19 protein-coding genes and 1 pseudogene are annotated in these 21,907 nt (G+C 65.7%); 12 read left to right on the top strand and 8 right to left on the bottom strand.

The genetic code is table 11. The annotated features are described in order from the left end of the window. Positions 1–13 precede the first annotated feature (13 nt). Both LTV02_RS06665 and LTV02_RS06660 read right to left on the bottom strand, forming a co-directional pair. Positions 14–1,273: an FAD-dependent oxidoreductase gene (locus tag LTV02_RS06665; protein ID WP_233039031.1), complete on the bottom strand. Its 1,260-nt coding sequence runs from the start codon at positions 1,271–1,273 to the stop codon at positions 14–16. Between the two features lie 85 nt (positions 1,274–1,358). Then, on the bottom strand, positions 1,359–1,922 hold the full coding sequence (locus LTV02_RS06660; protein WP_233039030.1) for a DUF4334 domain-containing protein: 564 nt from the start codon (positions 1,920–1,922) through the stop codon (positions 1,359–1,361). A gap of 164 nt (positions 1,923–2,086) precedes the next feature. Here LTV02_RS06660 and LTV02_RS06655 point away from each other — a divergent pair, with 164 nt between their 5' ends. The 4 genes from LTV02_RS06655 to LTV02_RS06640 are packed head-to-tail and all read left to right on the top strand — an operon-like array spanning position 2,087 to position 6,176. After that, the gene (locus LTV02_RS06655; RefSeq protein WP_233039028.1) at positions 2,087–3,106 is read left to right on the top strand and encodes a hypothetical protein; all 1,020 of its coding nucleotides are present in this window, start codon (positions 2,087–2,089) and stop codon (positions 3,104–3,106) included. 5 nt (positions 3,107–3,111) lie between these two features. Then, entirely contained in the window at positions 3,112–4,101 is a 990-nt protein-coding gene (locus LTV02_RS06650) for a hypothetical protein (RefSeq protein WP_233039026.1), read from the top strand. A gap of 49 nt (positions 4,102–4,150) precedes the next feature. Further along, positions 4,151–5,524 (top strand): adenylosuccinate synthetase, encoded by a 1,374-nt coding sequence (locus tag LTV02_RS06645; protein WP_233039024.1) that lies wholly within the window; start codon positions 4,151–4,153, stop codon positions 5,522–5,524. A gap of 28 nt (positions 5,525–5,552) precedes the next feature. Beyond that, positions 5,553–6,176, top strand: a complete 624-nt coding sequence (locus LTV02_RS06640) for an NUDIX domain-containing protein (protein WP_233039019.1) — start codon at positions 5,553–5,555, stop codon at positions 6,174–6,176. Positions 6,177–6,218: 42 nt separating this feature from the next. On the opposite strand, the gene LTV02_RS06635 is transcribed toward LTV02_RS06640, so the two are convergent. Further along, complete coding sequence (locus LTV02_RS06635; protein WP_233039017.1) at positions 6,219–7,163, bottom strand: NADP-dependent oxidoreductase; 945 nt, start codon at positions 7,161–7,163, stop codon at positions 6,219–6,221. A 112-nt stretch (positions 7,164–7,275) separates the two neighbouring features. Between LTV02_RS06635 and LTV02_RS06630 the strand changes: the two genes are divergently transcribed. Further along, positions 7,276–7,683 (top strand): winged helix-turn-helix transcriptional regulator, encoded by a 408-nt coding sequence (locus LTV02_RS06630; protein ID WP_233039014.1) that lies wholly within the window; start codon positions 7,276–7,278, stop codon positions 7,681–7,683. A 505-nt stretch (positions 7,684–8,188) separates the two neighbouring features. Here the strand turns inward: LTV02_RS06630 and LTV02_RS06625 are convergent. From LTV02_RS06625 to LTV02_RS06615, 3 genes are all read right to left on the bottom strand, one after another. Continuing rightward, positions 8,189–10,408 (bottom strand): KAP family P-loop NTPase fold protein, encoded by a 2,220-nt coding sequence (locus tag LTV02_RS06625; protein ID WP_233039012.1) that lies wholly within the window; start codon positions 10,406–10,408, stop codon positions 8,189–8,191. A gap of 206 nt (positions 10,409–10,614) precedes the next feature. Next, positions 10,615–14,331, bottom strand: coding sequence for a tetratricopeptide repeat protein (locus LTV02_RS06620; protein WP_233039009.1), 3,717 nt, complete (start codon positions 14,329–14,331; stop codon positions 10,615–10,617). A gap of 39 nt (positions 14,332–14,370) precedes the next feature. Beyond that, a complete protein-coding gene (locus LTV02_RS06615; RefSeq protein ID WP_233039008.1) occupies positions 14,371–14,694 on the bottom strand; it encodes a trypco2 family protein in 324 nt (107 codons plus the stop codon). A gap of 555 nt (positions 14,695–15,249) precedes the next feature. On the opposite strand from LTV02_RS06615, the gene LTV02_RS06610 reads away from it, so the two are divergent. From LTV02_RS06610 to LTV02_RS06585, 6 genes and pseudogenes are all read left to right on the top strand, one after another. Then, entirely contained in the window at positions 15,250–15,963 is a 714-nt protein-coding gene (locus tag LTV02_RS06610) for a hypothetical protein (protein ID WP_233039006.1), read from the top strand. A gap of 1 nt (position 15,964) precedes the next feature. Continuing rightward, positions 15,965–16,282, top strand: a complete 318-nt coding sequence (locus tag LTV02_RS06605; protein WP_233039005.1) for a hypothetical protein — start codon at positions 15,965–15,967, stop codon at positions 16,280–16,282. 6 nt (positions 16,283–16,288) lie between these two features. After that, complete coding sequence (locus tag LTV02_RS06600; protein WP_233039003.1) at positions 16,289–17,077, top strand: hypothetical protein; 789 nt, start codon at positions 16,289–16,291, stop codon at positions 17,075–17,077. Positions 17,078–17,114: 37 nt separating this feature from the next. Further along, positions 17,115–17,636: a hypothetical protein gene (locus tag LTV02_RS06595; RefSeq protein WP_233039002.1), complete on the top strand. Its 522-nt coding sequence runs from the start codon at positions 17,115–17,117 to the stop codon at positions 17,634–17,636. An 862-nt stretch (positions 17,637–18,498) separates the two neighbouring features. Further along, positions 18,499–18,773 (top strand): annotated as a pseudogene (locus LTV02_RS06590) (ATP-binding protein); the annotation flags it as partial. 126 nt (positions 18,774–18,899) lie between these two features. Then, entirely contained in the window at positions 18,900–19,466 is a 567-nt protein-coding gene (locus tag LTV02_RS06585; RefSeq protein WP_233039001.1) for a hypothetical protein, read from the top strand. Positions 19,467–19,667: 201 nt separating this feature from the next. Here the strand turns inward: LTV02_RS06585 and LTV02_RS06580 are convergent, their stop codons facing one another. After that, positions 19,668–20,240 carry a TetR/AcrR family transcriptional regulator gene (locus tag LTV02_RS06580; RefSeq protein ID WP_233039000.1) on the bottom strand — a complete coding sequence of 191 codons (573 nt, stop codon included), beginning with the start codon at positions 20,238–20,240 and terminating at the stop codon, positions 19,668–19,670. An 83-nt stretch (positions 20,241–20,323) separates the two neighbouring features. Here LTV02_RS06580 and LTV02_RS06575 point away from each other — a divergent pair, with 83 nt between their 5' ends. Beyond that, a complete protein-coding gene (locus LTV02_RS06575; protein WP_233038999.1) occupies positions 20,324–21,292 on the top strand; it encodes a quinone oxidoreductase family protein in 969 nt (322 codons plus the stop codon). A gap of 43 nt (positions 21,293–21,335) precedes the next feature. Here the strand turns inward: LTV02_RS06575 and LTV02_RS06570 are convergent, their stop codons facing one another. Continuing rightward, a complete protein-coding gene (locus LTV02_RS06570) occupies positions 21,336–21,881 on the bottom strand; it encodes an LppU/SCO3897 family protein (RefSeq protein WP_233041509.1) in 546 nt (181 codons plus the stop codon). Positions 21,882–21,907 lie beyond the last annotated feature (26 nt).

The following is a 21,907-nucleotide window of genomic DNA, read 5'->3' as shown; positions in this document are numbered from 1 at the left end:
CGCCGGTTGGCCGTCAGGGGTTGCGGACCGCCGGTGGGCCGGCCGGGCGGCGGGCGAAATCCGGGGCGTGTTCGGGGCGGATGCCGCGGGCGACGAGGAACGGCGGCAGGCTGCGGAGCAGCGGGATGCGCCGGAAGACCCGGATGGGTAGCGGGGTCCCCGGCGCGTTGGACACATCGAGCCGGCCGGCCAGCGCGGGGGCGATGACGCGGGCGTGCGCGAAGCGCTGCAGGCCCTGAATGACCGCGGTGGGCGGGGTACGGCGGCGCTGCACCCTGGCCAGGTCGGCGGGAGTGACATTGCGCGCCAGGAGTTTCGGGGCCAGCAGGCGGGCGGCGGCCACGGCGTCCTGCACGGCCAGGTTGATGCCGACGCCGCCGACCGGGGACATGGCGTGGGCGGCGTCGCCGAGGCAGAGCAGGCCGTCGGTGTACCAGCGATCGAGGCGGTCGAGTTTGACGTCGAGGAGTTTGACCTCGTCCCAGCCGCGCACGGCATCGACGCGATCGGCCAGCCAGGGGGCCACCTCGGCCATGCCGGACACGATCTCGCCGACCGGACGGCCTTGCCGCAGCGCGGCATCGGCGCCTTTGGCGAGCAGGGTCGCGCACTGCCAGTAGTCGCCGCGATCGAGCATGACGGCGAACCGGCCGGCGGTGAGGACCGGGACGGCGCCCGCCGGGTCGGTGTCGTGGCGCGGGATGCGGAACCACCACACGTCGAAGGGGGTGGCCCAGTGCCGCGAACCCAGGCCCGCGGCCTGGCGCAGCACGGAACCGCGGCCGTCGCAGGCCAGGGTGAGGTCGGCGTGGATCTCACCGGAGCGGCCGTCCTCGGTGCGGTACCGGACGCCGGTCACCCGGCCTTCCTCGCGCAGCAGGTCCACAGCCTCGGTGTGCATGCGGAGCCGGAAGCCCGGTTCGGCGTCGGCGGCGCGGACCAGCAGGTCGAGCAGATCCCATTGCGGGACCAGGGCGACGTACCGGTACCGGCCGGGTATGTGGTCGAAGGTGGCGAGGGTCTGCATGCGCCCGCCGATCGGCAGCTGCACCGTATCGAGCCGCCGCTGTGGCAGTTTCGCGAAGTCCTCGGTCAGGCCGAGTTCGTCGAGTAGTTCCAGGGTGGTGGGGTGCACGGTGTCACCGCGGAAGTCCCGCAGGAAGTCGCCGTGTTTCTCCAGCACCGTGACGTCCACTCCGGCACGGGCGAGCAGTAATCCCGCGATCATGCCGGCCGGACCACCCCCGGCGACGAGACAGGTCGTGCGTTCCATCGGATCCCTCCCGGAATCGACTACCGCCGTCCGTATCGATGGTAGGCCGAATCCGGTGTCCCCGAGCCGAGTTCGCAGGGAAGACCTAGCGGTCTCGGTAGAGCACGAAGAAGTACGGATCGGGCAGGCCGCGCATATCCATCACGCCCAGCAGCGTGTCGGCGTCGACCGCCCGGAAGATATCGATGATCGGCAGGTGGTCGTAGATCATTGCGGCGCTGGACTTTCCACGGAACTCCAGATTCCGCAGCCGGGCGCGCGGGGTGCGGGTCGCCAGCAGCGGGCGCAGCGCGCCGAGCGAGCGGCGAACCGGGCGGAGGGCCGATACCGGCACCTTGCCCGCCAGGAACAGCGGCACCCGGCGCGGATCGACGGGGAACACCCGGCCGTCCGGGCCTTCGAAGAGCAACGGCTGCACGCTGTCGGCATCGTCGAATTGCTTGCCGTACCAGCCGGATTCGACGAGTACGCCCTTCCAGGGGTGGCCGGTGTCGAGTTCGTCGCCGCGCCAGCGCCCGGTGGTGATGTCCTCGACTCGCGCCGGCGGGAGGGCATCGTAGAACTCCCAGGCCTGCTCCGGGGTGCAGCCCTGCGCCAGCAGTTCTCGCAAGTGCTGCCCGTTGTCCGTGCGCGGCTCGCCTGCCACCATCCCGACCTCCTTGTTGAGAGTGAACGGCAAGATTTCTCTCACACTAGCCCGGTGCATGCAACACCGCGAGCCGGTCCGGAGCCGTCCGGACGTTTTCGTCACAAAAACAAAAAGTAGGCCGAAACCTCTAGCCGCGATGCTTTTAGTCGTTTAGCCTAAAACTCATGACGGCGGTACGAGACACGGCACGAGCGATCCGGGAAGCCCGGCGCCCCGAAGACCTCTTCGGCACTGCCGCAAGCGATTCCGAGACCCAGCAGCGCGGACGGCGGCGCTATCACCGGCTCGCGGCGGTGGTGCATCCGGATCGGGTGGGCGCGGACGAAGCGGAGCTGGCGCGGACGGCGTTCGCGCGGCTCGCCGAGCTGTACCGGCAGTGGACGCGGGCCGAGAGCGGCGCGCTGCGGGTGACCGGCGCTCGCGGGGTCTATCCGGTCGGCGGGCTGCACGCCCGCGGGTCCGTCGCGGATCTGTACCGCAGCGGGACCGGGCTGATCGTCAAGATCCCGCGCCGGGCGGCGGTCAACCGGCTGCTGGCCGGGGAGCGAAATGCCCTGCGGGACATCGCGGAAGTCGGCCGGGAGCACGCCTGGCTGCTGCCCTACTTCCCCGAACTGGTGGACACCGTCGATCACCACGACGCGGATTCGGGCGAACCGCGCACGGTCAATGTGCTGGGCGCGCTCACCACGGAATTCGTGACCCTGGAGCAGATCCGGGCCGCCTACCCCGATGGCCTGGACCCGCGCGACTACGCCTGGATGCATCGCCGCCTGCTGCGCTGCCTCGCCGGAGCCCAGCTCGCGGGGTGGGTGCACACCGCCGTCAGCCCGGCCAACGTGCTGATCCATCCGCGCCTGCACGGTGTCGTCCTGGCCGGCTGGTCATTCGCGACCCGCCCCGGCCGGCCTGCCGCCGCCACGCTCGGCTCCCTCGACTATCCACCGGAGATCCGCACCGCGGTCTCGCCCGCCACCGACGTGTACCAGGCGCATCGCCTGCTGCTCACCATGCTCGGCGACCGCGCGCCCGCCGCCATGCGCACCTTCGCGGCGGGCTGCACCCAATCCGATCCGAGCCTGCGGCCCGAGGCCGCGGACCTGCTCGGTGAATTCGACGACCTGCTCGACCGGCTCTACGGACAGCGCCGCTTCCGGCCCTTCGAGCTCCCGAAAGGACAGTGATAGCAATGGGTTACGGCAATTGGGACGACAGCGCCTACGACGCCGCCCGCACCTTCCGCGCCGCCCGCGGACTCGACGATTTCGGCTACACCGCCGATATGCGATCGGTGCCGTGGGAGAAGTGGAAGGCGCACCCCTCGCTCGACCCCAAGGGGGTGACGATGCGGGAATCGCGCGACTCCGACGACCACGGGAACTCACTGCCCATTGCGGTGTTGTTCGACGTCACCGGGTCGATGGGCGCGGTGCCGCGGATCATGCAGGAGAAGCTGGGCAAGCTGCACGGGCTGTTGCGGCGCAAGGGATATGCCGACGATCCGCAGATCCTGTTCGGCGGTATCGGCGACGCCGACAGCGACCGGGTGCCGTTGCAGGTCGGGCAGTTCGAATCCGACAATCGGATGGACGAGCAGCTGCGGCTGATCCTCCTGGAAGGCGGCGGGGGCGGGCAGAAGTCCGAAAGTTATGAACTGGCCGCGTATTTCATGGCGCGGCACACCGCCACCGATGCCTGGGACAAGCGTGGCCGCAAGGGATATCTGTTCCTGGTCGGCGACGAACTGAACAAGCCGCGGCTGAGCGCGCGGCACATTCGTGACGTCATCGGTGACGATGTGCGCCAGGATGTTTCGGTCGACTCGGTGTACCGGGAACTGGGCGACCGCTGGCACGTGCACTACATCCTGCCCAATCAGTCCAGTTACTACGGGGATCCGGAGATCGCCGAGCACTGGCAGGGGCTGCTCGGGGAACGGTTCCTGCGGCTCGACGATCCGGCGGCGGTGTGCGAGCTCATCGCGCTGACCATCGGTATCGGGGAGGACCGGATCGATCTCGGGGCCGGGCTGGCGGATCTGCGCGATATCGGGTCCACCAGTGAAGCCGATGCGGTCGGCAAGGCGCTCGCACCCATCGGGGCGGCGCGGCGGACCCGCAGCACCGGTGCGTTGCCCGCCGCCGCGGACGTGGACGACGACGTCGATTTCGGGAACTAGGTACGCGGTCGGCAGCCGCTCCCCTGCGCGAAACTTGAAGGGATACAGCATGTTCGGCGATAACGAGTTCGGCGACCGCCACCTCGTCGTGGTGGATCTGGGCTTCGGCGATGCGGGCAAGGGCGCGACCGTGGATTGGTTGTGCTCACCCGAAGCGGGCCTGGACGTGGCCGCGGTGGTGCGATTCAACGGCGGCGCGCAGGCGGCCCACAATGTGGTCGCGGGCGGGCGGCATCACACCTTCCGGCAGTTCGGGTCCGGGACGTTCTCCGGGGTGCCGACGCTGCTGTCGCGGCACATGCTGGTCGAGCCCATCGCCCTGGCCGCCGAGGCGCGCGCCCTGGCGGCGCTCGGCGTCGCCGATCCGCTGTCCCTGTTGTCCGTGGACGAGCGGGCGCTGCTGACCACCCCCATTCACGGGGCCGCCAACCGTTGCCGGGAGGACGCGAGGGGTGCTTCCCGGCACGGTTCGTGCGGTATCGGGATCGGGGAGACGGCCAGCTACGCACTCGAACACGACGCGCCGCGGGTCGCCGACTGCCGACGCCCGGATGTGCTGCGGCGCAAGCTGATCGCGCTCGCCGAGCACTATCGGCCACTGCTCGCGGGCAGTGGGCACCGGCACGATCCGATCGATGATCTGGTCGAGGTGTACACCGAGTTCGCACGGGCGGTCGCGATCCTGCCCGGCGATCAGCTCGGGCGGATCGCGACCGACGGCCGGCTGGTGTTCGAGGGCGCGCAGGGGGCGCTCCTGGACGAATGGCGCGGCCTGCACCCGTACACCACCTGGTCGACGGTCGAACCGCGCAATGCGCGCGCCATGCTGGCGCGGATCGACGCACCCGGTTACGTGCTCGGCGTCACCCGGGCCTATTTCACCCGCCACGGAGCCGGACCGTTCCCGACCGAGGACGCCGCGCTCGCAATTCCCGAGCGGCACAATGGAACCGGCGAATACCAGGGTGCGTTCCGGGTGGGCCACCTGGACCCGATCCTGCTGCGCTATGCGATCGAGGCGTGCGGCGGGATCGACGGGCTGGTCGTCAATCACCTCGACCAGGTCGGTACGGGAGCGGCGAACACGAGTCCGGCACGGACCGGCTGCCGCGGAAATCGCTCCGGCCGAGAGGTATCCGGCGACCGCGTTATCGGGCATGCCGCTGCGCACGGCGAAATCCGCACGGCCGTCGGCTATCTCACCGCCGACGGCTATCTGGACCGGCTGGCGTGCGGGCCATGGCGGGATCTGGAACACCAGGCGCGCCTCACCGGCATGCTGGCCGGTGCGACGCCGGTGCTGGCCGATCTCCCGGACGATGTTGCGGCCTACCTGGAAGCCGAGCTGGGGGCGCCGGTAGTGCTCACCGGACACGGCCCGGACCGGGCCGATCGCACCATCCGGACCCGGGCTACGGCATGATCGACTACTTGTGGAGCAACAATCCGCCGTGTCCATCGATGTGATCGCCCTGCGCTACGGGGGCGACGACCCGACCGTCACCGTCGGCATCGCCCCCCGGCAATGGGAGCCGTTCGCCGGCGACCTCGCCCTGCCCGGCGTCCTGCTCCATCGCGGCGAACGCCTCGCCGCCGCCGCCCGGCGCGCCGTGCACACCAAGCTCGGCGTGCCCGCCGACGCCATCGCCGCCGTCGGTCAGGTCGCCACCTTCGACGAACCGCACCGCGACCCGCGCGGCCCCACCCTGTCCATCGCCATGTGGGCGGTGGTGACCCAGCCCGGCGACGCCACCTGGATCCCCTTCGAGCAGCTTCCCCGCCTGGCGTTCGACCACAATCAGATCGTCACCGCGGCCCGCACCCGCCTGGCCGAAATGCTCTGGAAGGACCTCGGTTTCACCCGGCCGCTCATCGGCGACCAATTCCCGGCGACCCGCGCGGTGGAACTCAGCACCGCCCTGCACGGCGCCCGGCCCGACCCGGGCAATCTGAATCGCACCCTCGCCGCCATCCCCGGCCTGGATCGCACCGGGGACCGCCTGCGCGTCAAGGCGACCGGACGTCCCGCCGCGGTCTGGGCCTTCACCCCACCGGCATCCGGCCCGGACAGCTGAAACCGGGAATCGGCTGGGCTGGTTTCCCGGTTTCACATTCGTTCACGGCACGAGCACGATCCGGCCGCGCACCCCGCCCTCCGCGAGGCGCTTGTGCGCGTCGGCGACCCGGGCCAAAGGCAGGATATCGGCGACGCGCGGCGTGAGTGCGCCGGTGTCGACCAGGTGGACGAGGTCGGCGAGCTGGGCGGCGTCGGCGCGAATCCAGGTGTTCGCCACCCGGATTCCGCGCAATCCCACCGGTTCCGCGCCACCGACCACCGCCGCGAACGCACCGCGATTGCGCACCGCGTCGAGTGCTTCGGCACCCAGCACCGCGGCATCCACGGCTCCGTCCACCCCGCCGGGCACCAGCGCGCGCACCGCCTCACCCAATCGCGCGCCCAGGGGCACGAAGAACTCGGCCCCGAGCGACCGCACCGACTCCGCGTCCGCCGCCCCGGCGGTCGCGACCACGCGTAGCCCGCGTGCCTTCGCCAGTTCGACCGCGAACCCGCCGACCGCGCCCGCCGCGCCGGTGACCAAGACCGACTGACCGGGGCCGAGGGCGAGCAAGTCCAGCGACTGGGCGGCGGTGAGAGCATTGAGCGGAATGGTCGCGGCCTGCTGCGCGGTGATCGACCGCGGCGCCCGGGCGACGGCGACGGCATCCAGCACGACGAAGTCGGCTTGCGCGCCGAGCGGCACATCGAGGCGATCCGACAGGCCGATCACCGCGTCGCCGACCGCGAATCCGGTACCGCTGGCCGGCTCCGGGCCGATCGCGTCGACGACGCCCGCCACATCCCAGCCGATGCCGATCACCTCGCGCGCCGGGAGCAGACCGGCGGCGGTCAACCCACCGGAACGAGTGTGCAGGTCAACGGGATTGACGGTGGCGGCGGTGACCCGAATCCGGAGCTGACCCGGGCCGGGATCGGGAACCGGGAGTTCGGCGATCTCAAGCACCTCGGGGCCCCCGAAAGTTCGGACGATGACTGCGCGCACGTGAATTCTCCTCCGCGACGGGTTCTTTCGAATACTGGAACGAACCTAGGGAGTGCTACTCTCCTGCGGGAAGTACGCACTTCGGAGTGCGTATCGCACGGCGAGGAGAGCCATGGCCACCCAGACCGCCGCCCAGCAGCGCCGCGACGCCCGGCAGGCCTACGACGCGTACCTCCGCGAGTGCCCGGCCCGGCACCTGCTCGACCGGATCAGCGACAAATGGGTCAGCTTGCTGCTCAACGCCCTCGCCGATGGGCCACAGCGCTACGGGGATCTGTCCCGGCGCATCGCGGGCGTCAGTCAGAAGATGCTCACGCAGACCCTGCGCAGTCTCGAACGCGACGGCCTCCTCACCCGGACCGTCACCGCCACCGTGCCGGTTCGCGTGGATTACGAACTGACGCCATTGGGCCGGAGCCTGTTGCCGGTGATGCAGGCCATCAAGGGCTGGGCGGAAACCCATATCGAGGAAGTGCTTTCGGCGCGCCTGGCCTATGACGAATCCGCTGCCGACGACTGACCCGGCAGCACGCACGGGCTACCGCGGAATCTTTTCTGGACTAAGGCTCGTCTTCGCTATCAAGTTGTGACCTGCTGATGGTTGGTCCGGAACCGATGGTGGTCGGCGGTCAGCAAGATCTGTTGGCGCGGTCATTTCACGCACGTTGGATTGTTCGCCGATGCCGGCAGCCGTTTGGGTGCAACAGCGAATAGTGGCACGGTGTGCACCGCCTGCCGGTCGGGACGGAACAGCGCAGGCCTTTCAGTGGCCAATCTCGTTGCCGGACAAAGAAATCCAACCATCATTAGTTCGAGCTCTCCAGTCTTCAGGACCTAGCTGGCCGCCGACCGCGACACCAAAGCCGTCGAACTTCTCGGCAACAGGGACTCGAATCTGCAGGTCCGGCTCGGCGCTCTATACGCTCTCGACCAGCTCGCCACAGAAGCTGTGACCGTCGGATGACCACCGGCCGCTCGCGCGGCCGGGCGAGATCGTATGGCTGGATTGGCGAATGATCTCTGGACTACTGGGAATCGTCGGCGAGGAGATTTCTCAGTGCGATGGTGGCGTAGAGCCGCCGATTGGCTAGCGAGATGTCAATAGTGTCGAGGGTTTCGGTTCCTGGATCGGGGACCTGCTCGATCGACCAGTCCGCGGCGGGGATCAGTCGTGCGAACACATCCTGGTTGAACCGATGGAACACATATTCAGGAGTTGTTTCGCCGGTCTGGGGGTTGGTGGCGCGAGACATCGAGACGAACCGTGCGGCGAGGTCGATCAGGGTTGTCGTGCCGTCCGCCAGCAGCGGAGCGATGCGAGCTTGCAGCAGCGTCCAGTGCTCGTCTGTGAGGAAGTGTGCGAAACCGAGCACAGTGTGCTCGGCGGCACCGGCGCTGACGAGGTCAGTGGTCAGGTCCAGGAAGCAGCACTCGATGACTTCCCGAACGATCTGCTCGGTGGCGGCGGTGACCCGGTCTGTGTCGATCGTGGGCAATTCGAGGGGGTGGGCTAGGACATCTACGACGGTGGACAAGCCGAAGGCGACACGAAATTCGGTGGCAAGCTGCGATGCTCGGTCGTGCGCTGTGCGGCTTATGGCATGCCCGAGCAGGGCATAGAGAACATGAGACCAGCCACCGAACGCCAAGTCGCGATTACCGTTTGGCAGCATCGCCGCGATCAGGTGCGCGGCGTGAGCGGTGTGCTGGGGTTGCGCGTCGGCGAGGATATCGAGGTGGTGGATTGTCTTGGCGCGTAACAATCCTCGGCGGTTGTCGTCGGCGAGGCACTGCCGGATCAGCGACGGTGTCGGCCACCTGCCGGTTCCGGTGAGCACCGTCAGTTCCGTTCTGACTTGCGAGTCACTGATGTCACCGATCGGAAGGCGGAAAGCGAAATACCGTGGGAAGTAGGTGCTGTCCCTGACCCGCCGGGGCGCGTTGCGTGTTTCGGAGTAGAAGCCGGTGAGTTGGGGCAGGTTGGGGAACAGCGTCATCAAGATCCGATGCACCGATTCGATCTCGGTGGCATCAGCACTGGCCTCGACAACATCGGCAATCCGCTGAATCCACTTCGGCACGTCGTTGGGGTCATGCCGAATGAGCTCCGGTGCGCGGGTCAGCTCTCGTCGCCATTGGGGTAGTGCGGCATACAGGTCTCGGTACTCCAGGCGCAGCCAGGTCATTAGGATGGCGTCAAGGAGATCGACTTCGTAGGCACCGACGAGTGCCAGCATCATGTCGAGCTGGTTGCACAGGCGGTTGGTCGCGCGCAGAGTGAGCCGCCGCGTAGGAAGCAGAGCGAACACACTGTCTGCAATTCCGCTGTCACAGTTTGCGATTCCGCTGTCTGAACCGTCCTGGGCTCGCGGATCGGTCGTTAGGCCGTGGCGGGCCATGACCTCGTGGAGTTGTCCGGCGAATTCGGCGGCAAGGTGTAGTTGCTGGATGGGCGGCAGTTGGAACGGATATTGAACGATTTTTTCCAGGTATCGGCTAGCCCGACGGTCGTTGCCGCGGGCGATATCGGTTTCGATGAGTACGTCGATAAGGGTTTGCTCATCGTAGGACAGCAGATAGTGCACCCGATCGAATCGCCCCAGCAGCCGCACCGCTTTCATCACGGCCAGCAGTTCGTCGGCGTGCAGCCGGTCCACGTCGTCGACGATCACCAGAATGTTTCTCCCGGCCTCGGTAATCGCGTCCGAGATCTTGGTGAACCGTGCAGCGAACGGGTCGGGTTGGCGTTCGAAGCTCGTCTGGCCCACCTGCGTGGCAAGCGCTTCAGTACCTGCGGTGGCCATCTCCTTGCTCGCGCCCTCCCCGAGGACCTTGTCGATGACCGAGAACAGTGCAGCTTTGCCGACGGCAGTCCCCACAGGGACTGCCGCAGTGAGCAACCCGCGTGCGGTACGCCCAGCGCTTGTATCGGGCATCGCCGAGGCTATGGCCTGATAGAACTCCTCGGTCAGCGTAAGCGGGTCCGACGCCGACCACGGCGTGAAGGAGACTACCGCCCAGGTGTCGACGTATTCGACAGTGAGAACTTCGCTGATCATGTTCAGCACGGAGGATTTGCCCGACCCCCACGGGCCCGCTAGCCCGAACACGACGCTGGGTCCCGCAGCAGCGTCGCGGATGCGGGCAGCGACTCGCCGTGCGAACCCTGCACGGTCGAGGCGGTCTTGGGCCGCAGACCTGATCTCGACATCAGGATTGATAGCGGTGTTTCCGGCATCACTCACGCCCTGATCCTGGCAGATCGTGCAGTGGCAGTGATCGCGGACCTGGGCGACGGGAATCTTTGCGGCTCAACGTCATATCGCGTGAGTACTGCGTTCGAGTGGGGAACCGTCCCGTCGCCCGCACATGGAAGTCCCTTGAGCGACGTATAAGACTAAGTTGAGGCTGAGTTCGTTTGAGGCTGGCCGGGTAGTCCGCGAATGGGTCGCTACAGACGTCTGTTGGCACCGGCACCGGCGCGGTCGTTTCGGCGTTCGACCTGCTCGCGTGCGTAGTCCGCCAGTTCTTGGGCGAGGTCCAGCTTAGGGCGGTAGGTATGGGGTTGGCTTGAGTCGAGCTGTCGGTAGATCCCGACGGCTTCGGTGACCTCGTGTAGGCACTGTTCCCAGCGTCCGGCAGTTCCGAGTGCGGCCGCGAGGCGCATGACACTGGACGCGAGTTCCGGCGTGGATTTCGCTGGATCGGCAGTGGCCAGCGTGCGCAGCACGTGGGTGGCCTCCTTCTGTGCGAGAACGCGCTGCTCGTGGTTTCCTGTCTCGCGGTAGCGGTCGGCGAGATTGCTCAGGCACTTCGCGAGGTTTGGAAGGTGTCTGTCCGGGTGTCCGGCTGCGAGATCCCGGTAGAGCGCGACGGCCTCGGTCGTTGCCTGCAATGCCTCGTCGAAGCGTCGCAGCTCAGTTAAGCGGGTGCCGAGATTGTTCAGGCTGGTCGCCAGGTCGGGCCGGTGCTTGTGGGCATCACCGGCGACGAGACTTCGCCGGATCTGCACAGCTTCCAGCGCTGTCTGAAGCCCGTCATGATGATCGCCGACTTGGCTGAGTCGGGTGGAGAGGTTGTCTACGGTTGCGGCGAGTTCGGGCAGGAACCTGTCGGGGTGTGCCGCGGTGAGATCGCGATAGATCGCGACAGCCTCGTACGCCGTGTCGAGCGCTTCCTGCCCGCGACCGGCGTCGGCGTGTGCAATCGAGAGGTTGTTGATGCTCCTGGCCAGATCCAGGCGGAAGACCCCGGGGTGGTCCGCGGCCAGTTCTCGGTACAGCTCGACGGCTTCGGTGGCTGCAGCATGCCCTTCGACTCGGCGCCCGGTGGCGTTCAGTTCGAGCGCAAGGTTGGTCACACTGGTCGCCAGATCCGCGAGAAACCGTTTCCGATGACGCGCGACGAGCTGCCGGCGAAGCGAGGCCGCTTCCGAATCCGCAGCCAACACTTCTGCCCGGCGGCCGGCTTCACGGAGCAATATCGCGTGAGTGCTGATGGCGTCGGCGAGATTGGGGAGATGGACATCGGGATGTTCGGCGGCGAGGCCGCGGTACATGTCGACAGATTCGGCTGCTGCGATCAGTCCTTGCTGCCAGTGGCCCATCGCGCTGAGTCGGATGGCCAGGGTGTTCAGGCTCATGGCGAGGGCCGAGTCAAATCCGTCCGGATGGTCTGACACGAGTTGCCTTGCGAGCTCGACCGATTCGGTAGCCGCTTCCAGGCTCTCCTCATCGCGGCCCAGTACCCCCAAGTCGACAGCGAGGTTGTTTAGGGACGAGACGACCGTCGGCAGGTACAGGTCGGGATCGGTTGTTGCGAGGAACCGGAAGCGGTCGGTGGCTTCAGCAGCGGCGCGGAGCGCTCGCTCATGGTGGCCGAGGTCGGCCAGCCGGACCGCGAGGTTGTGGATGGCGGCCCCGATTGCGGGGCGATATGTATGCGGATGGTATGCGGCCAGCTCCCTGTAAAGCTCGACCGATTCGACGGCCGCCGCCAGACTTTTGTCGCGCTCACCGGCCTGGGCCAACCGGATCGAAAGTATACCGAGAAGATGCGCGAGCCGATTCTGTTCTGCTGCTCCGGTGTTTGCCCGATCTCGGTAACGGTGCACGAGTGCGGTGACAACCGCCAGCGCGGCGTCGATCAGAACGTTGCTGTGGTGGGGAAACCCTTTGTTCATGCGTCTTAGCAGGGCGATGTCGGTTGCGGGATCTTCGGCCAACGCGGTTACCGCGGCCAGCAGCGGCGCAGGCTGCTCGACCCGGCGCGCAATGCGGATCGCTGCCGAGATCAATAAGTCTGGACGTTCGACGCACCACTGGGTGAGCCGCGGCGCCGCTGCGGTCGCGCTCGGGTGGGCGACCGCGCGGGCGCAGACAGTGAGCAGGCGCTCGGCCTCCGCGGGGGTGAGGCTGTCGTCGCCGGCGAGGATCTCTACGACGCACGGCCGGGTTTCGTCGAGCATCGCGCGCGCGATCAGTTGCTCGGCGACCCGGTCCGGTGTCAGACCCCCGAAGTCGCCGCCATCGTGACCAGGGTAAAGGGCCACCAGCCAGTCCAGGATCCGGCTACGTACGAGAACAGGCTGATCGTGCAGTTGCGGGATCCGGGTGAGCAGCCGGCCGAGGTCGGTGAGCGTGGTCGGTGCCATGACGACCGTAGCCGCGACTATGTCGTGCAATGTCATCGATCCGAGTGCGGCGAGCCCGTGGGCGGCGGCGCTGGCGTCCCAATAGCGGCGTTCGTGGATCAACACCCGATCTTCAAGGCTGCGTACTGGGGCCGGTGAAAGTGGGGAGACCTCGTTCAGCAGGGCAACCAACGCCGCCATCTGCACGGCGAGCACGGTCGTATCGGGTCCGAAGTCGGGGTGATCTCGCGCGGCGGTGCGCGTCGCGATCGACCTCCAGTCGGCCTCGCTATGTCGGCCCGGCAGGTGCGCGAGCGCGTCTGTAAACGCCTGGAGTGCAGCGTGATAGGTGGCGAGCCGCGCCTGCGGTGCAGGGTCCAGGGGCGGCAAACTGATGAGCTGTGCCAGTTCGACCACGTCGGCCGCCCTGTCGCTGCCCGCAGCGGTCTCTTGCCACCAGTTGCCCATAGCTCGCGCCAGCACGAGCACTTTCACCCTCGCAGTCGTTGAGCGGGCAGCGAGCGTCTCGAATAGTCGTGCCAGCTGTTCGACGCGGGTTTCGGCGTAGTCCACGATGACCAGCAGCGACACTGTCACCCGGGCCAGGATGCTCAGCGCGGCAACGTCGGCTTCGCGAGCTAGCCATAGCACCGCCCATCCTTGATCGGCCAACTGGTGGCCCAGATGCTGTGCCAGACGAGTCTTGCCCTGTCCGCCTCGACCGTGTATTGCCCATACAAGCGCGCCAGGCTCGCTCGCCCAGGTGTGTAGCTGTGTGAGCAGCTGGTCGCGACCTCGGAAGGCCGCGACCGCGCGGTGGGGTGCGAGCAGGCTCGACGGTGTGACTGCTATCGGAGTGGCGATCGAGGAACGATCGGTCAGCGCCTGCAGCTCGATGGATTCGCACCCAAGCCCCACGCTTCCGCCAGCATGCGCGGCGACAGCGGCCCGGAACCCCGCATCGTTGAGGAGCAGATAGGCAGGGACGGCGCCCAGCGCCGAATGACCGCGGACCTCCGGATCCGCAGCAACGACACCGGTGAGTAGATCCCCGCAGAACACCGCCGCGCCGGAAATCCCGCGCCACGGCGAATCAGTGCCATCGTCGGGCGGATATCCGTCGAGTTTCACGACGTACCGGTCCCCGACATATCCGTCGCCGGGATTCAGCGTGCCGGTCGGCTGTTCCAACTCCTCGCCGCCGTCGCCCCGTCGAGCGAACTGAGGCAGGCCCCAAGTCACACATCGGATGCCCGGCTGGTACGTGACCGTGCGTCCCCAGCGCACCGGATCCGGCGTACTCTGCGCCCAGTCCGTGGCAGTCACGTACACGAGCGCTGCATCGACGCGCCCGCCGGGACCGCCGCACCAGAGCACCGAGGCCGCGAACTCGCCTTGCCGTCCCGGCCGGTACACGGTCACCCCCGGCGGATCGCTGCCCACTACGTGCGCCGAGGTCAAGACCAGCCGTGGACCGACCAGATATCCAGATCCCGACAGCGCACCCGACACCCCGACCACCCGCTGTACATCCACCGTGAAGCCCTCCCCGGGAGACCGACGCCGCTACCCCGCTCAGCGGCCGACGTGCCCGTCTTCGCCGACGCCGCGCTCGCGGTTCTGGCCGCCGACGAGGACATCGCCACCTCCGCGCCTTTTCGGGGCCAAGGTCACCGTCACCCGGTGCTTGCGCCCACGTGAGCCACCAGCTTCGACATCGCCGGCGACCACCCAGGCTTTGAACCCGGTTTTGGCTTTCGCGTCCGCGCGCAGCTCCACCTCGAACGACAGCTCGATCGGGCCCACCACAAATCGCAGATCTTCCTCGGCGCCCTCTGCGGCTGCCTGCAGCAACTCGTCGCGGACCGCCGCGACTGCCTTGGCCAACTCGATCTCCATGACCACCCCGTCCTCACCTCAACTCGACACGCTACACCGACACCGCAACCCAAACATGTTGCCCCCAAGCGTGACTCGCCACCACACGGCGACAAGCCTGGCTCACCCCCCAGCGGGAATGGGGTCGAGGATATCTACGTTGTCCGATAGCCCGCCCGAGGTTAGTCCGGTACTTAAATCCTGCTGTTTGCGTACCTGCGCTGCGATTGCGGCATTGTGACTGGAGGGACGGTTTTGTCGCTTCGGCGGTGCCGCTACCTATCCCGGATACTCGTTGATGTTCCCGATATGCAGGGCGAACGCGAACTGGGAGCATCGTGTTGTGCGGCGACTTCCCTGGATCTGCGTCCACGCTGCAGTGGACCCCATTCCTCAATTCCCGGGATCTTCGCAGGTAGTAGCAGTGCCGTCGAGGTTGCCGACGTTGCCGAATCATCTTGGTGCAGAGCATATTCGGCACGCTGGTTGCGTGTGTCAAAGTTGCGCCAGGCATCGGACACTGGTAGGTTCCGCGAAACTGAAAATCCAAAGCGGCGCAGGGGGTCATTCACCGCAATGGTGATCAATCATACGAACTTTGGGAATTTTGACTACGACGACGATGACCCGGTGTACTCGCCACCCCGACCATCGAAGCAACCACCGCAGACGATCCCGGTGCGGACCGCCTCAACACAATCCAGAGGGCTGCCAGGGTCGTCGGCGGTGGCAATGGAGCTGGACAGGGGGCTGCTTCCAGTTCGGTTCCAATTCTCGACCAATTGGCGGCACCACGTGGCGGCACACGAGGTCGGCCGTGAACTGCTGAAGGCATACAAGAGCGCGATGGTTCAGCACATGATCGCCTTTCGTACGCAGCCTGGCATCGAGCCGTCGACACCTTTTCCTCACAGTCACTTCCTTTCCCCTAGACAACGATTGGTCATGTTGCTGGAGGCCGACACCTGGGATCGCTACAGCCAGCTTCAGAGCAGTCTGTTCGGGCTAGGCAGTTATCAGGTTTCAGGACCCTCGATCGACGGTGGCGAGCCTGTGATGACTGTGGTGGGAAACCGGGAACAGATTCACTCCATACGCGTGTGGCCTCAGTGGTGGGGGTGTGCCGACCCTTACGCAATCGAGGGGGAACTGCTCGATTGCGCCCGGCAGGTCCGTGCGCTTCAACCAGTTTTCTCTTCTCGAAGGGATTGGGGACGCTACACCGATGCGGAACTGTCTGAAATGAACGATTATCATCGCCGAGACCTACTAGAGAACAGTGTGATCTGAGATGGCGCCGGAACCCGGGCAAACTGTTGCCGCAGTACCCAAGGAACTACGAATCGCTGCCGGTAAGTGGACCTCAGCAGGGGAAAGACTGCTCACCGCCTCTGTGATGGCGCAACTCAAGGTGAATTTGGACGATTCCAAGGTGGGGATCTTCCACGAGTTCTATGCGAACTACAAGCGCTTATCGCCGTTTGTTTTCGATCGACTATCCGAGGGGGTTGCCGTGTGTGGAAGCATTAGCGCGAAGCTTGAGACCGCCGCATCGATCTACGACAAGATGGAACAGGATAATTCCGATGCTCTCGGTGGAGGGCGGTAGTCGATCGTGACGGATCTTGAAGATTGCATCGCCGATATGCGTTCTCGTCAAGCCGATATGGCAGGATTATTGGACGAGATCGATTCCAAATTCGATACGCTGACAGGTAACGGTATCGATCTCGGACCCGACTGGCTGAACACCATTGTCTTCGGCTACGAGCCACCCGGCGATAGCGACTGGGTAGAGAAAAAACGCCAAGAGTGCAAAACGATCGTCAAAACCGTCCTGTACGGCGCTTCTGGGGACACCACTGGTGTATCTTTCGACAAGTTCAGACCCGGCATGGATTTGCCGGTCGATCTGCTCAAGAAAGCAGCCGAGTGGCGAGCGATTAAAGAGGCTGTAATCACCGCCCAGGCTTTCGAGCGCGAAACAATATCTCTCGGCGCAACATGGACGGGCGCGGGAACAGCATATGAATCAATGCGCATGAAGGAGCAGGATCCCGCGTTTATTGCAATGATCGGCGTAGCTGAGCAGATTGCCAAGGAATTGGAAGACATCTCAAAAGATGTCTCCAAGTATTACACGGAACTTCAGAAAACAGTGGTCGCTCTTGTAAACGCGGTCAAGGAATTCTGGGGGAAGCTCTTCAGCATGGATTTCATCAACGCCTATGTCAACGCAATATCTGATGCTGCGAAGACGATGACAGATGCGCTAGGAAATATTGTCACCACGCTGACGAGCGTTTCGGGCGCGAACAACCGACTTGAGTATCTAACAAAAGCCCAAGCGGGATTTTCCTCGACCAATCAATGGCCTCGCCTATTAGTGGATAAAACCATATGATTCACCGAACGGGAGTGGCAAGCTTGAGGTTGAGACTATGAAATCACCGAAGTCGCATTTCGCTGCATTGCTGGTGCCGACACTTGTCTTGCTGGGAGGCTGCGGCTTCCTGAGGGGAGGTAATGTCACACAAACTCCAAGCAGCGGCGATTCCGAAGTCAGCCATTACAGCGAGAAACAGCTGTGCTCTGACTTCGCTGCGTTCCTGAAGAACGATCTCTCCCTGGACGCTGACCAGTTCATTCGGGACGAGCTCGACAAGCCGATCGGGTACTCGGGCGGGTGCGTGCAGGCCCGCCCTGGCGGTGGCCGTATCGCACAACTCGTTATGTCCCGATCCTTGGTGGCGGACACCATTGAACCGGAGGAGCCAGGTTTTCAGCCGCAGGCTGGCATGGAAGAAAAGGCATGGCTGGCACCCGATGATCAGTTCCGTGTCCAGGTTGGGCGGTGGATCGGGACAATGGATATCGATGTCGACAACTTGAAGCTGACCGACGAACAGACCCGGCGTTCGTTCGAATTTTTGATCCGGGTTACCCGCGCGGTGCGAGGCTAGATCCGCCGGCACAACGGTCAGATAGATGTTGGCGCCGTGTGGCAGGACGGCTGGGCAACCACCGTCGCGACCTAGCGCCGCTGACCGCGCCCCACCTGCAGCAACGACAAATCCGCGTGCAGCATGGCCTGTTTACCGCCGTCACATCTGCGCCGCCTGACAGCGGGAGCGGGCACTAAGCACACACCAACATTGTCAGGGGCAGTCCCAACTCCGACGGCAGATCACTCGCAGCGGACTTCGGACCGATGAAACCTAGTCCTACGCAACCAAATACAGCCCATTATGGGCACAGCCAGTGCTATTCTGCACGACGCGGACCGCAGAAGGCGGTCAGCAACCAGAGCGCAAGGCTCGGAAAGGGACACCTATGTCTCAGAACGTTCTGTTCGTGTCGGTCCAGCAATCCTACGACCCGACATTTTCTCTCACTGACCTCGAAAAATGGGTTTTCGAGGCATGGCCGATCTCCGCGGCCAAGGCTGCCACTTGCGATCGCGTTGTCGCCGTCTATTCCGGACATCCAGTCGCGGCCTGGCGACTGCGCGGAGCATATAGCTCACCGACCGCTACCTACATCGTTGCCGGCGGCCAAACTCGACCGAGAACTGCACTGTCCCTTGGTGATCCATTGCCGCTCCACCTCGAATACTCTGACAACGTTCCGGCGTTGCGTCGAGGCTGCGCGGTCGATGCTCTGGACGTCGAGCCACTGGAGAAGGAGCGTTAGCTCCTCGGTCAACGAATGAAGGCGCACCGCCTGTTTCGCTTGCTGTTGCAATCGCAATCACGTAGCTATCAGGGCGAATACAGGCGGTCGCTCGATATCCGGCGGATAACGGGCGGGACCGGAAAGACCCATCTGTCGATCGGGTTGTCGATCCGGACCTGCCAAGCGGGGCATCGGGTGGCGTTCTCGACCGCGGCGGAATGGGTGGGCGCGGCTGGCCGAGTCCCCATCAGGCCGGAAAACTGCAGGCAGAGCTGATCAAGCTGGGCCGGATTCCGCTCCTGGTGGTCGATGAGGTCGGCTATATCCCGTTCGAGTCCGAGGCCGCCAACCTGTTCTTCCAGCTCGTTTCGAGCCGATATGAGCGGGCGAGTTTGATCGTGACCAGCAACAAGCCCTACGGCAAAGCGCACATGTTCGCGCGAAGATATGCCTAGCGTCGCCGAATCGCCACGGGTTCAGTTGATGGCGGACAGGGTGTCGGATCTCTTGAGCTGCGGGCACATTCAGGGAGATCCACGTACGATTCGCTTGTGGGGGCGGCTACTCAGCAACTATTGACCCTGGTCGGGGTACTTGTCGGGGCTTCTGCGACGTTCACGGCGTCTTCGCTGACCGAACGCGCCAAGTGGCGGCGGAGCCAAGATACTCGTTGGGATGACAAGAGGCTCGCGGCCTACAGCGACTATGCCAACGCTCTCAAGTCCTATATCGCTTTGGCGCATCGGATTTCGGCCGCACGTGGATACCCTGCCACGATCCAGCCGATCGATATTGACGAAGGCTTGCGCCTGTTGGCTGCTGCCGACACCGAGCGCAGCGTCAAGTGGGAGACGGTCGTGCTGTTGGGGTCGCCGGCGGCGGTGTCTGCGGCGCGGCGGTGGCAGAAGGCCGGGTGGGAACTCGGCAACGTGGCACAGGGGCACGGCACAGGTCATCAGGAGTACCGGCAGCACTATCAATCAATGAGCCAGTGCCGTAATGATTTCTATACGTGCGCGCGAGCTGATCTGGGCATTCGCAGCGGGGATCTTCAACCTGGCGATCAACTCTGGCTACCGGCTGATACGCCTGAGCCTCCCGCGCCAGACATTCCTTAATCGGGCCAGCTTGAGAGTCTCGTCGGATCGACGAACTCGGCTAGATAGATCATGGTGGCCTCGGCGGTCATGCCGAAGGCGGCCGCGACAAGCTTGGGGTCCATGGTGTTGACCAGGTCGATCAGGCGTACACCGGCGGTCGTAGCGGTCCGGACATTCCGATTCCAGACCGGCCTGCCGCCGTTCGCGCTGATCGCCGGGCTATTCCGGTTGCCGCAGTACCGATTCCACCAGTTCGCGCACGCCCGCGAGCAACTCCTCTCTCCGCCCAGCCCGCACCATGCGCGGCACCAGTTCACCGCCCAGGGGTGCGAGCAGCAGCGCTCCGACCGTGTCCGCGTCGAGGTCCGGCCGGGCTTCGCGGAGGAGGGTGCTGATGTGGGTGGCCCAGAAGGCGTGGAGTTCGTCGCGGCGGGGGTGTGGGGGGATGGCCTGATAGGCGGCGACCAGTTCGACGTCGTCGGCGATCAGGCGGGTCATGGCGTCGAAGTAGGCGAGTAGGCGGTCGGCGGCGGGGGCGCCGGGGCCGAGTGGGGGTGGGCCGGATTCGATGGCGGCCATCAGGCCGAAGGCGCCTTCGGCGATGAGTTCGTGCAGGAGGCCGGCGCGGCTGCCGAAGCGGCTGAACAGGGTGCCCTTCGCGACTCCCGCGGCGGCGGCGATGCGGTCCATGGTTACCGCCTCGGCGCCGTGTTCGACGAGCAGGGCGCGGGTTGCCAGCAGGATTGCCTGGCGATTGCGGGCCGCGTCGGCGCGTTCCTTGGGGCGGTCCATGGCACCACTTTCATTGACAACATGACCGGCGGTCAATATGTTGGCGAGCGCAACTTGACCGTTAGTCAACTTATGAGGTTTCTATGCGTGCAATCCTATTGACCGCGACCGGTGGGCCCGATGTGCTGGTGCCCGGCGAGGTGCCCGCGCCGCGGCCGGGAGCCGGTGAGGTGCTGGTTCGCAGCGAGGCGATTCCGGTGTTGTATCCCGAGACGATGCTGCGATCCGGGGCGTTTCCGATTCCCTTGGACAAGCCATTCGTGTTCGGCACCCAGGCGGTGGGCATCGTGGCCGAAATCGGTGCGGGTGTGGATTCGGCGTGGATCGGGCAGCGAGTCATGCTGGGCAGCAACGCCTTCGGGACGTATGCCGAACTGGTGTGCGTGCCGGTGGACGGTATCGTCGCGGTGCCGCAGGCGCTTTCGCCCGAGGATGCCGCCGCGGTGAGCATGAGCGGCTCGGTGGCGCTGCCATTGCTCGAACGCGCCGCGCTGACCGGCACCGAAACCGTGCTCGTCGAAGCCGGGGCGACCGGGATCGGCGGATACCTGGTGCAGCTGGCCAAGGAGTTCGGGGCCGCGCGGGTCATCGCCACCGCGGGCGGGCAGGAAAAGGGCGACCGGGCAAGGGAATTGGGGGCCGACGAGGTGATCGACCACCGCGCCGCCGACTGGCCGCAGCGGCTGGCCGAAGTTCTGGCGGGCACGACCGTGGATGTGGTGTTCGATTCGATCGGCGGCGAATCCGCCTCGGCGCTACTGGATCTCGTGACGCCCCTGCGCGGGCGCATGCTCAGCTACGGCTGGCTGTCGGGGGCGCCCGCGCAGATCAGCGCCATGGATGTGATCGGCCGCGGCCTGACGCTGGTGGGCTGCGCCGGACCGGCCTGGCTCGCGGGGGTCGCGGCGGCGCGGGCCGCGGTGCTGGAGCGGGCGGCGACCGGCGGGCTCACCGTGCTGTCCGACCTGCGACTGCCGCTCGAGCAGGCGGCCGAGGCGCATCGCCGGCTGGACGAGCGGGCGGCGCTGGGCACCATCGTGCTGCGTCCCTAGGCACCGGGGCCGGACGCCGTCGAGACGACGTCCGGCCGGTGCGTCAGGCTTGCGGTTTGCCCAGGCAGAAGGTGGTGGGGCGGTCGGCGAGGGTGATCACGCTGTCGGTGTCGGGGCCGCAGAGGTTTTCGTCGGCCTGACCGTCCACGCGGGTGAGGACGCGGAAGCTGGCCTCACTGGAGGCGCATTCGGCGAACTGGTAGCCGGTGAGCATGGACTCGTGATAGCAGCTGTCCTGCTTGAAGTTCGGGGCCAGGCAGAGGAATGCGGTGGTGCCGCCGTTGAGGGTCTCCTCGTAGGAGGTGTAGTCGGCGGCGCAGTCGGCCTTGCTGTCGAAGACCTTCGCCACCTGGTAGACGGCCTTCGGGGAACCGCAGTCGACGGGTTCGGTCTTGGAGTCGAACATCGAGCCCTTGATGACATTGATGCAGTCGCCGACCTTGGCGCGGCCGGTGTCGGACTTGCTCGCGTCCTTGACCGCCTGCGTGCCCTTCTCGATGGCCGAGCAGCCGGCCAGGGCGAGCGCCGTGGCGGCGAGCACGGGCAGCAGCCGGCGGAACTTCCTGGGGCGGTCCGCCTTCACCTGCATCGATGTCACAAAACTCCCTTTCGCAG

Source organism: Nocardia yamanashiensis (genome assembly GCF_021183565.1).
Lineage (GTDB): Bacteria > Actinomycetota > Actinomycetes > Mycobacteriales > Mycobacteriaceae > Nocardia > Nocardia yamanashiensis.
This window is presented reverse-complemented; position numbering and strand designations above follow the sequence as displayed.

Excerpts from the sequence above, each read along its gene's own strand:
- LTV02_RS06570 (WP_233041509.1), bottom strand. The coding sequence starts at position 21,881 with ATGCAGGTGAAGGCGGACCGCCCCAGGAAGTTCCGCCGGCTGCTGCCC.
- LTV02_RS06645 (WP_233039024.1), top strand. The coding sequence starts at position 4,151 with ATGTTCGGCGATAACGAGTTCGGCGACCGCCACCTCGTCGTGGTGGAT.
- LTV02_RS06580 (WP_233039000.1), bottom strand. The coding sequence starts at position 20,240 with ATGGACCGCCCCAAGGAACGCGCCGACGCGGCCCGCAATCGCCAGGCA.
- LTV02_RS06650 (WP_233039026.1), top strand. The coding sequence starts at position 3,112 with ATGGGTTACGGCAATTGGGACGACAGCGCCTACGACGCCGCCCGCACC.
- LTV02_RS06665 (WP_233039031.1), bottom strand. The coding sequence starts at position 1,273 with ATGGAACGCACGACCTGTCTCGTCGCCGGGGGTGGTCCGGCCGGCATG.
- LTV02_RS06630 (WP_233039014.1), top strand. The coding sequence starts at position 7,276 with ATGGCCACCCAGACCGCCGCCCAGCAGCGCCGCGACGCCCGGCAGGCC.
- LTV02_RS06605 (WP_233039005.1), top strand. The coding sequence starts at position 15,965 with ATGGCGCCGGAACCCGGGCAAACTGTTGCCGCAGTACCCAAGGAACTA.
- LTV02_RS06615 (WP_233039008.1), bottom strand. The coding sequence starts at position 14,694 with ATGGAGATCGAGTTGGCCAAGGCAGTCGCGGCGGTCCGCGACGAGTTG.
- LTV02_RS06575 (WP_233038999.1), top strand. The coding sequence starts at position 20,324 with ATGCGTGCAATCCTATTGACCGCGACCGGTGGGCCCGATGTGCTGGTG.
- LTV02_RS06660 (WP_233039030.1), bottom strand. The coding sequence starts at position 1,922 with ATGGTGGCAGGCGAGCCGCGCACGGACAACGGGCAGCACTTGCGAGAA.
- LTV02_RS06595 (WP_233039002.1), top strand. The coding sequence starts at position 17,115 with ATGAAATCACCGAAGTCGCATTTCGCTGCATTGCTGGTGCCGACACTT.
- LTV02_RS06655 (WP_233039028.1), top strand. The coding sequence starts at position 2,087 with ATGACGGCGGTACGAGACACGGCACGAGCGATCCGGGAAGCCCGGCGC.
- LTV02_RS06610 (WP_233039006.1), top strand. The coding sequence starts at position 15,250 with ATGGTGATCAATCATACGAACTTTGGGAATTTTGACTACGACGACGAT.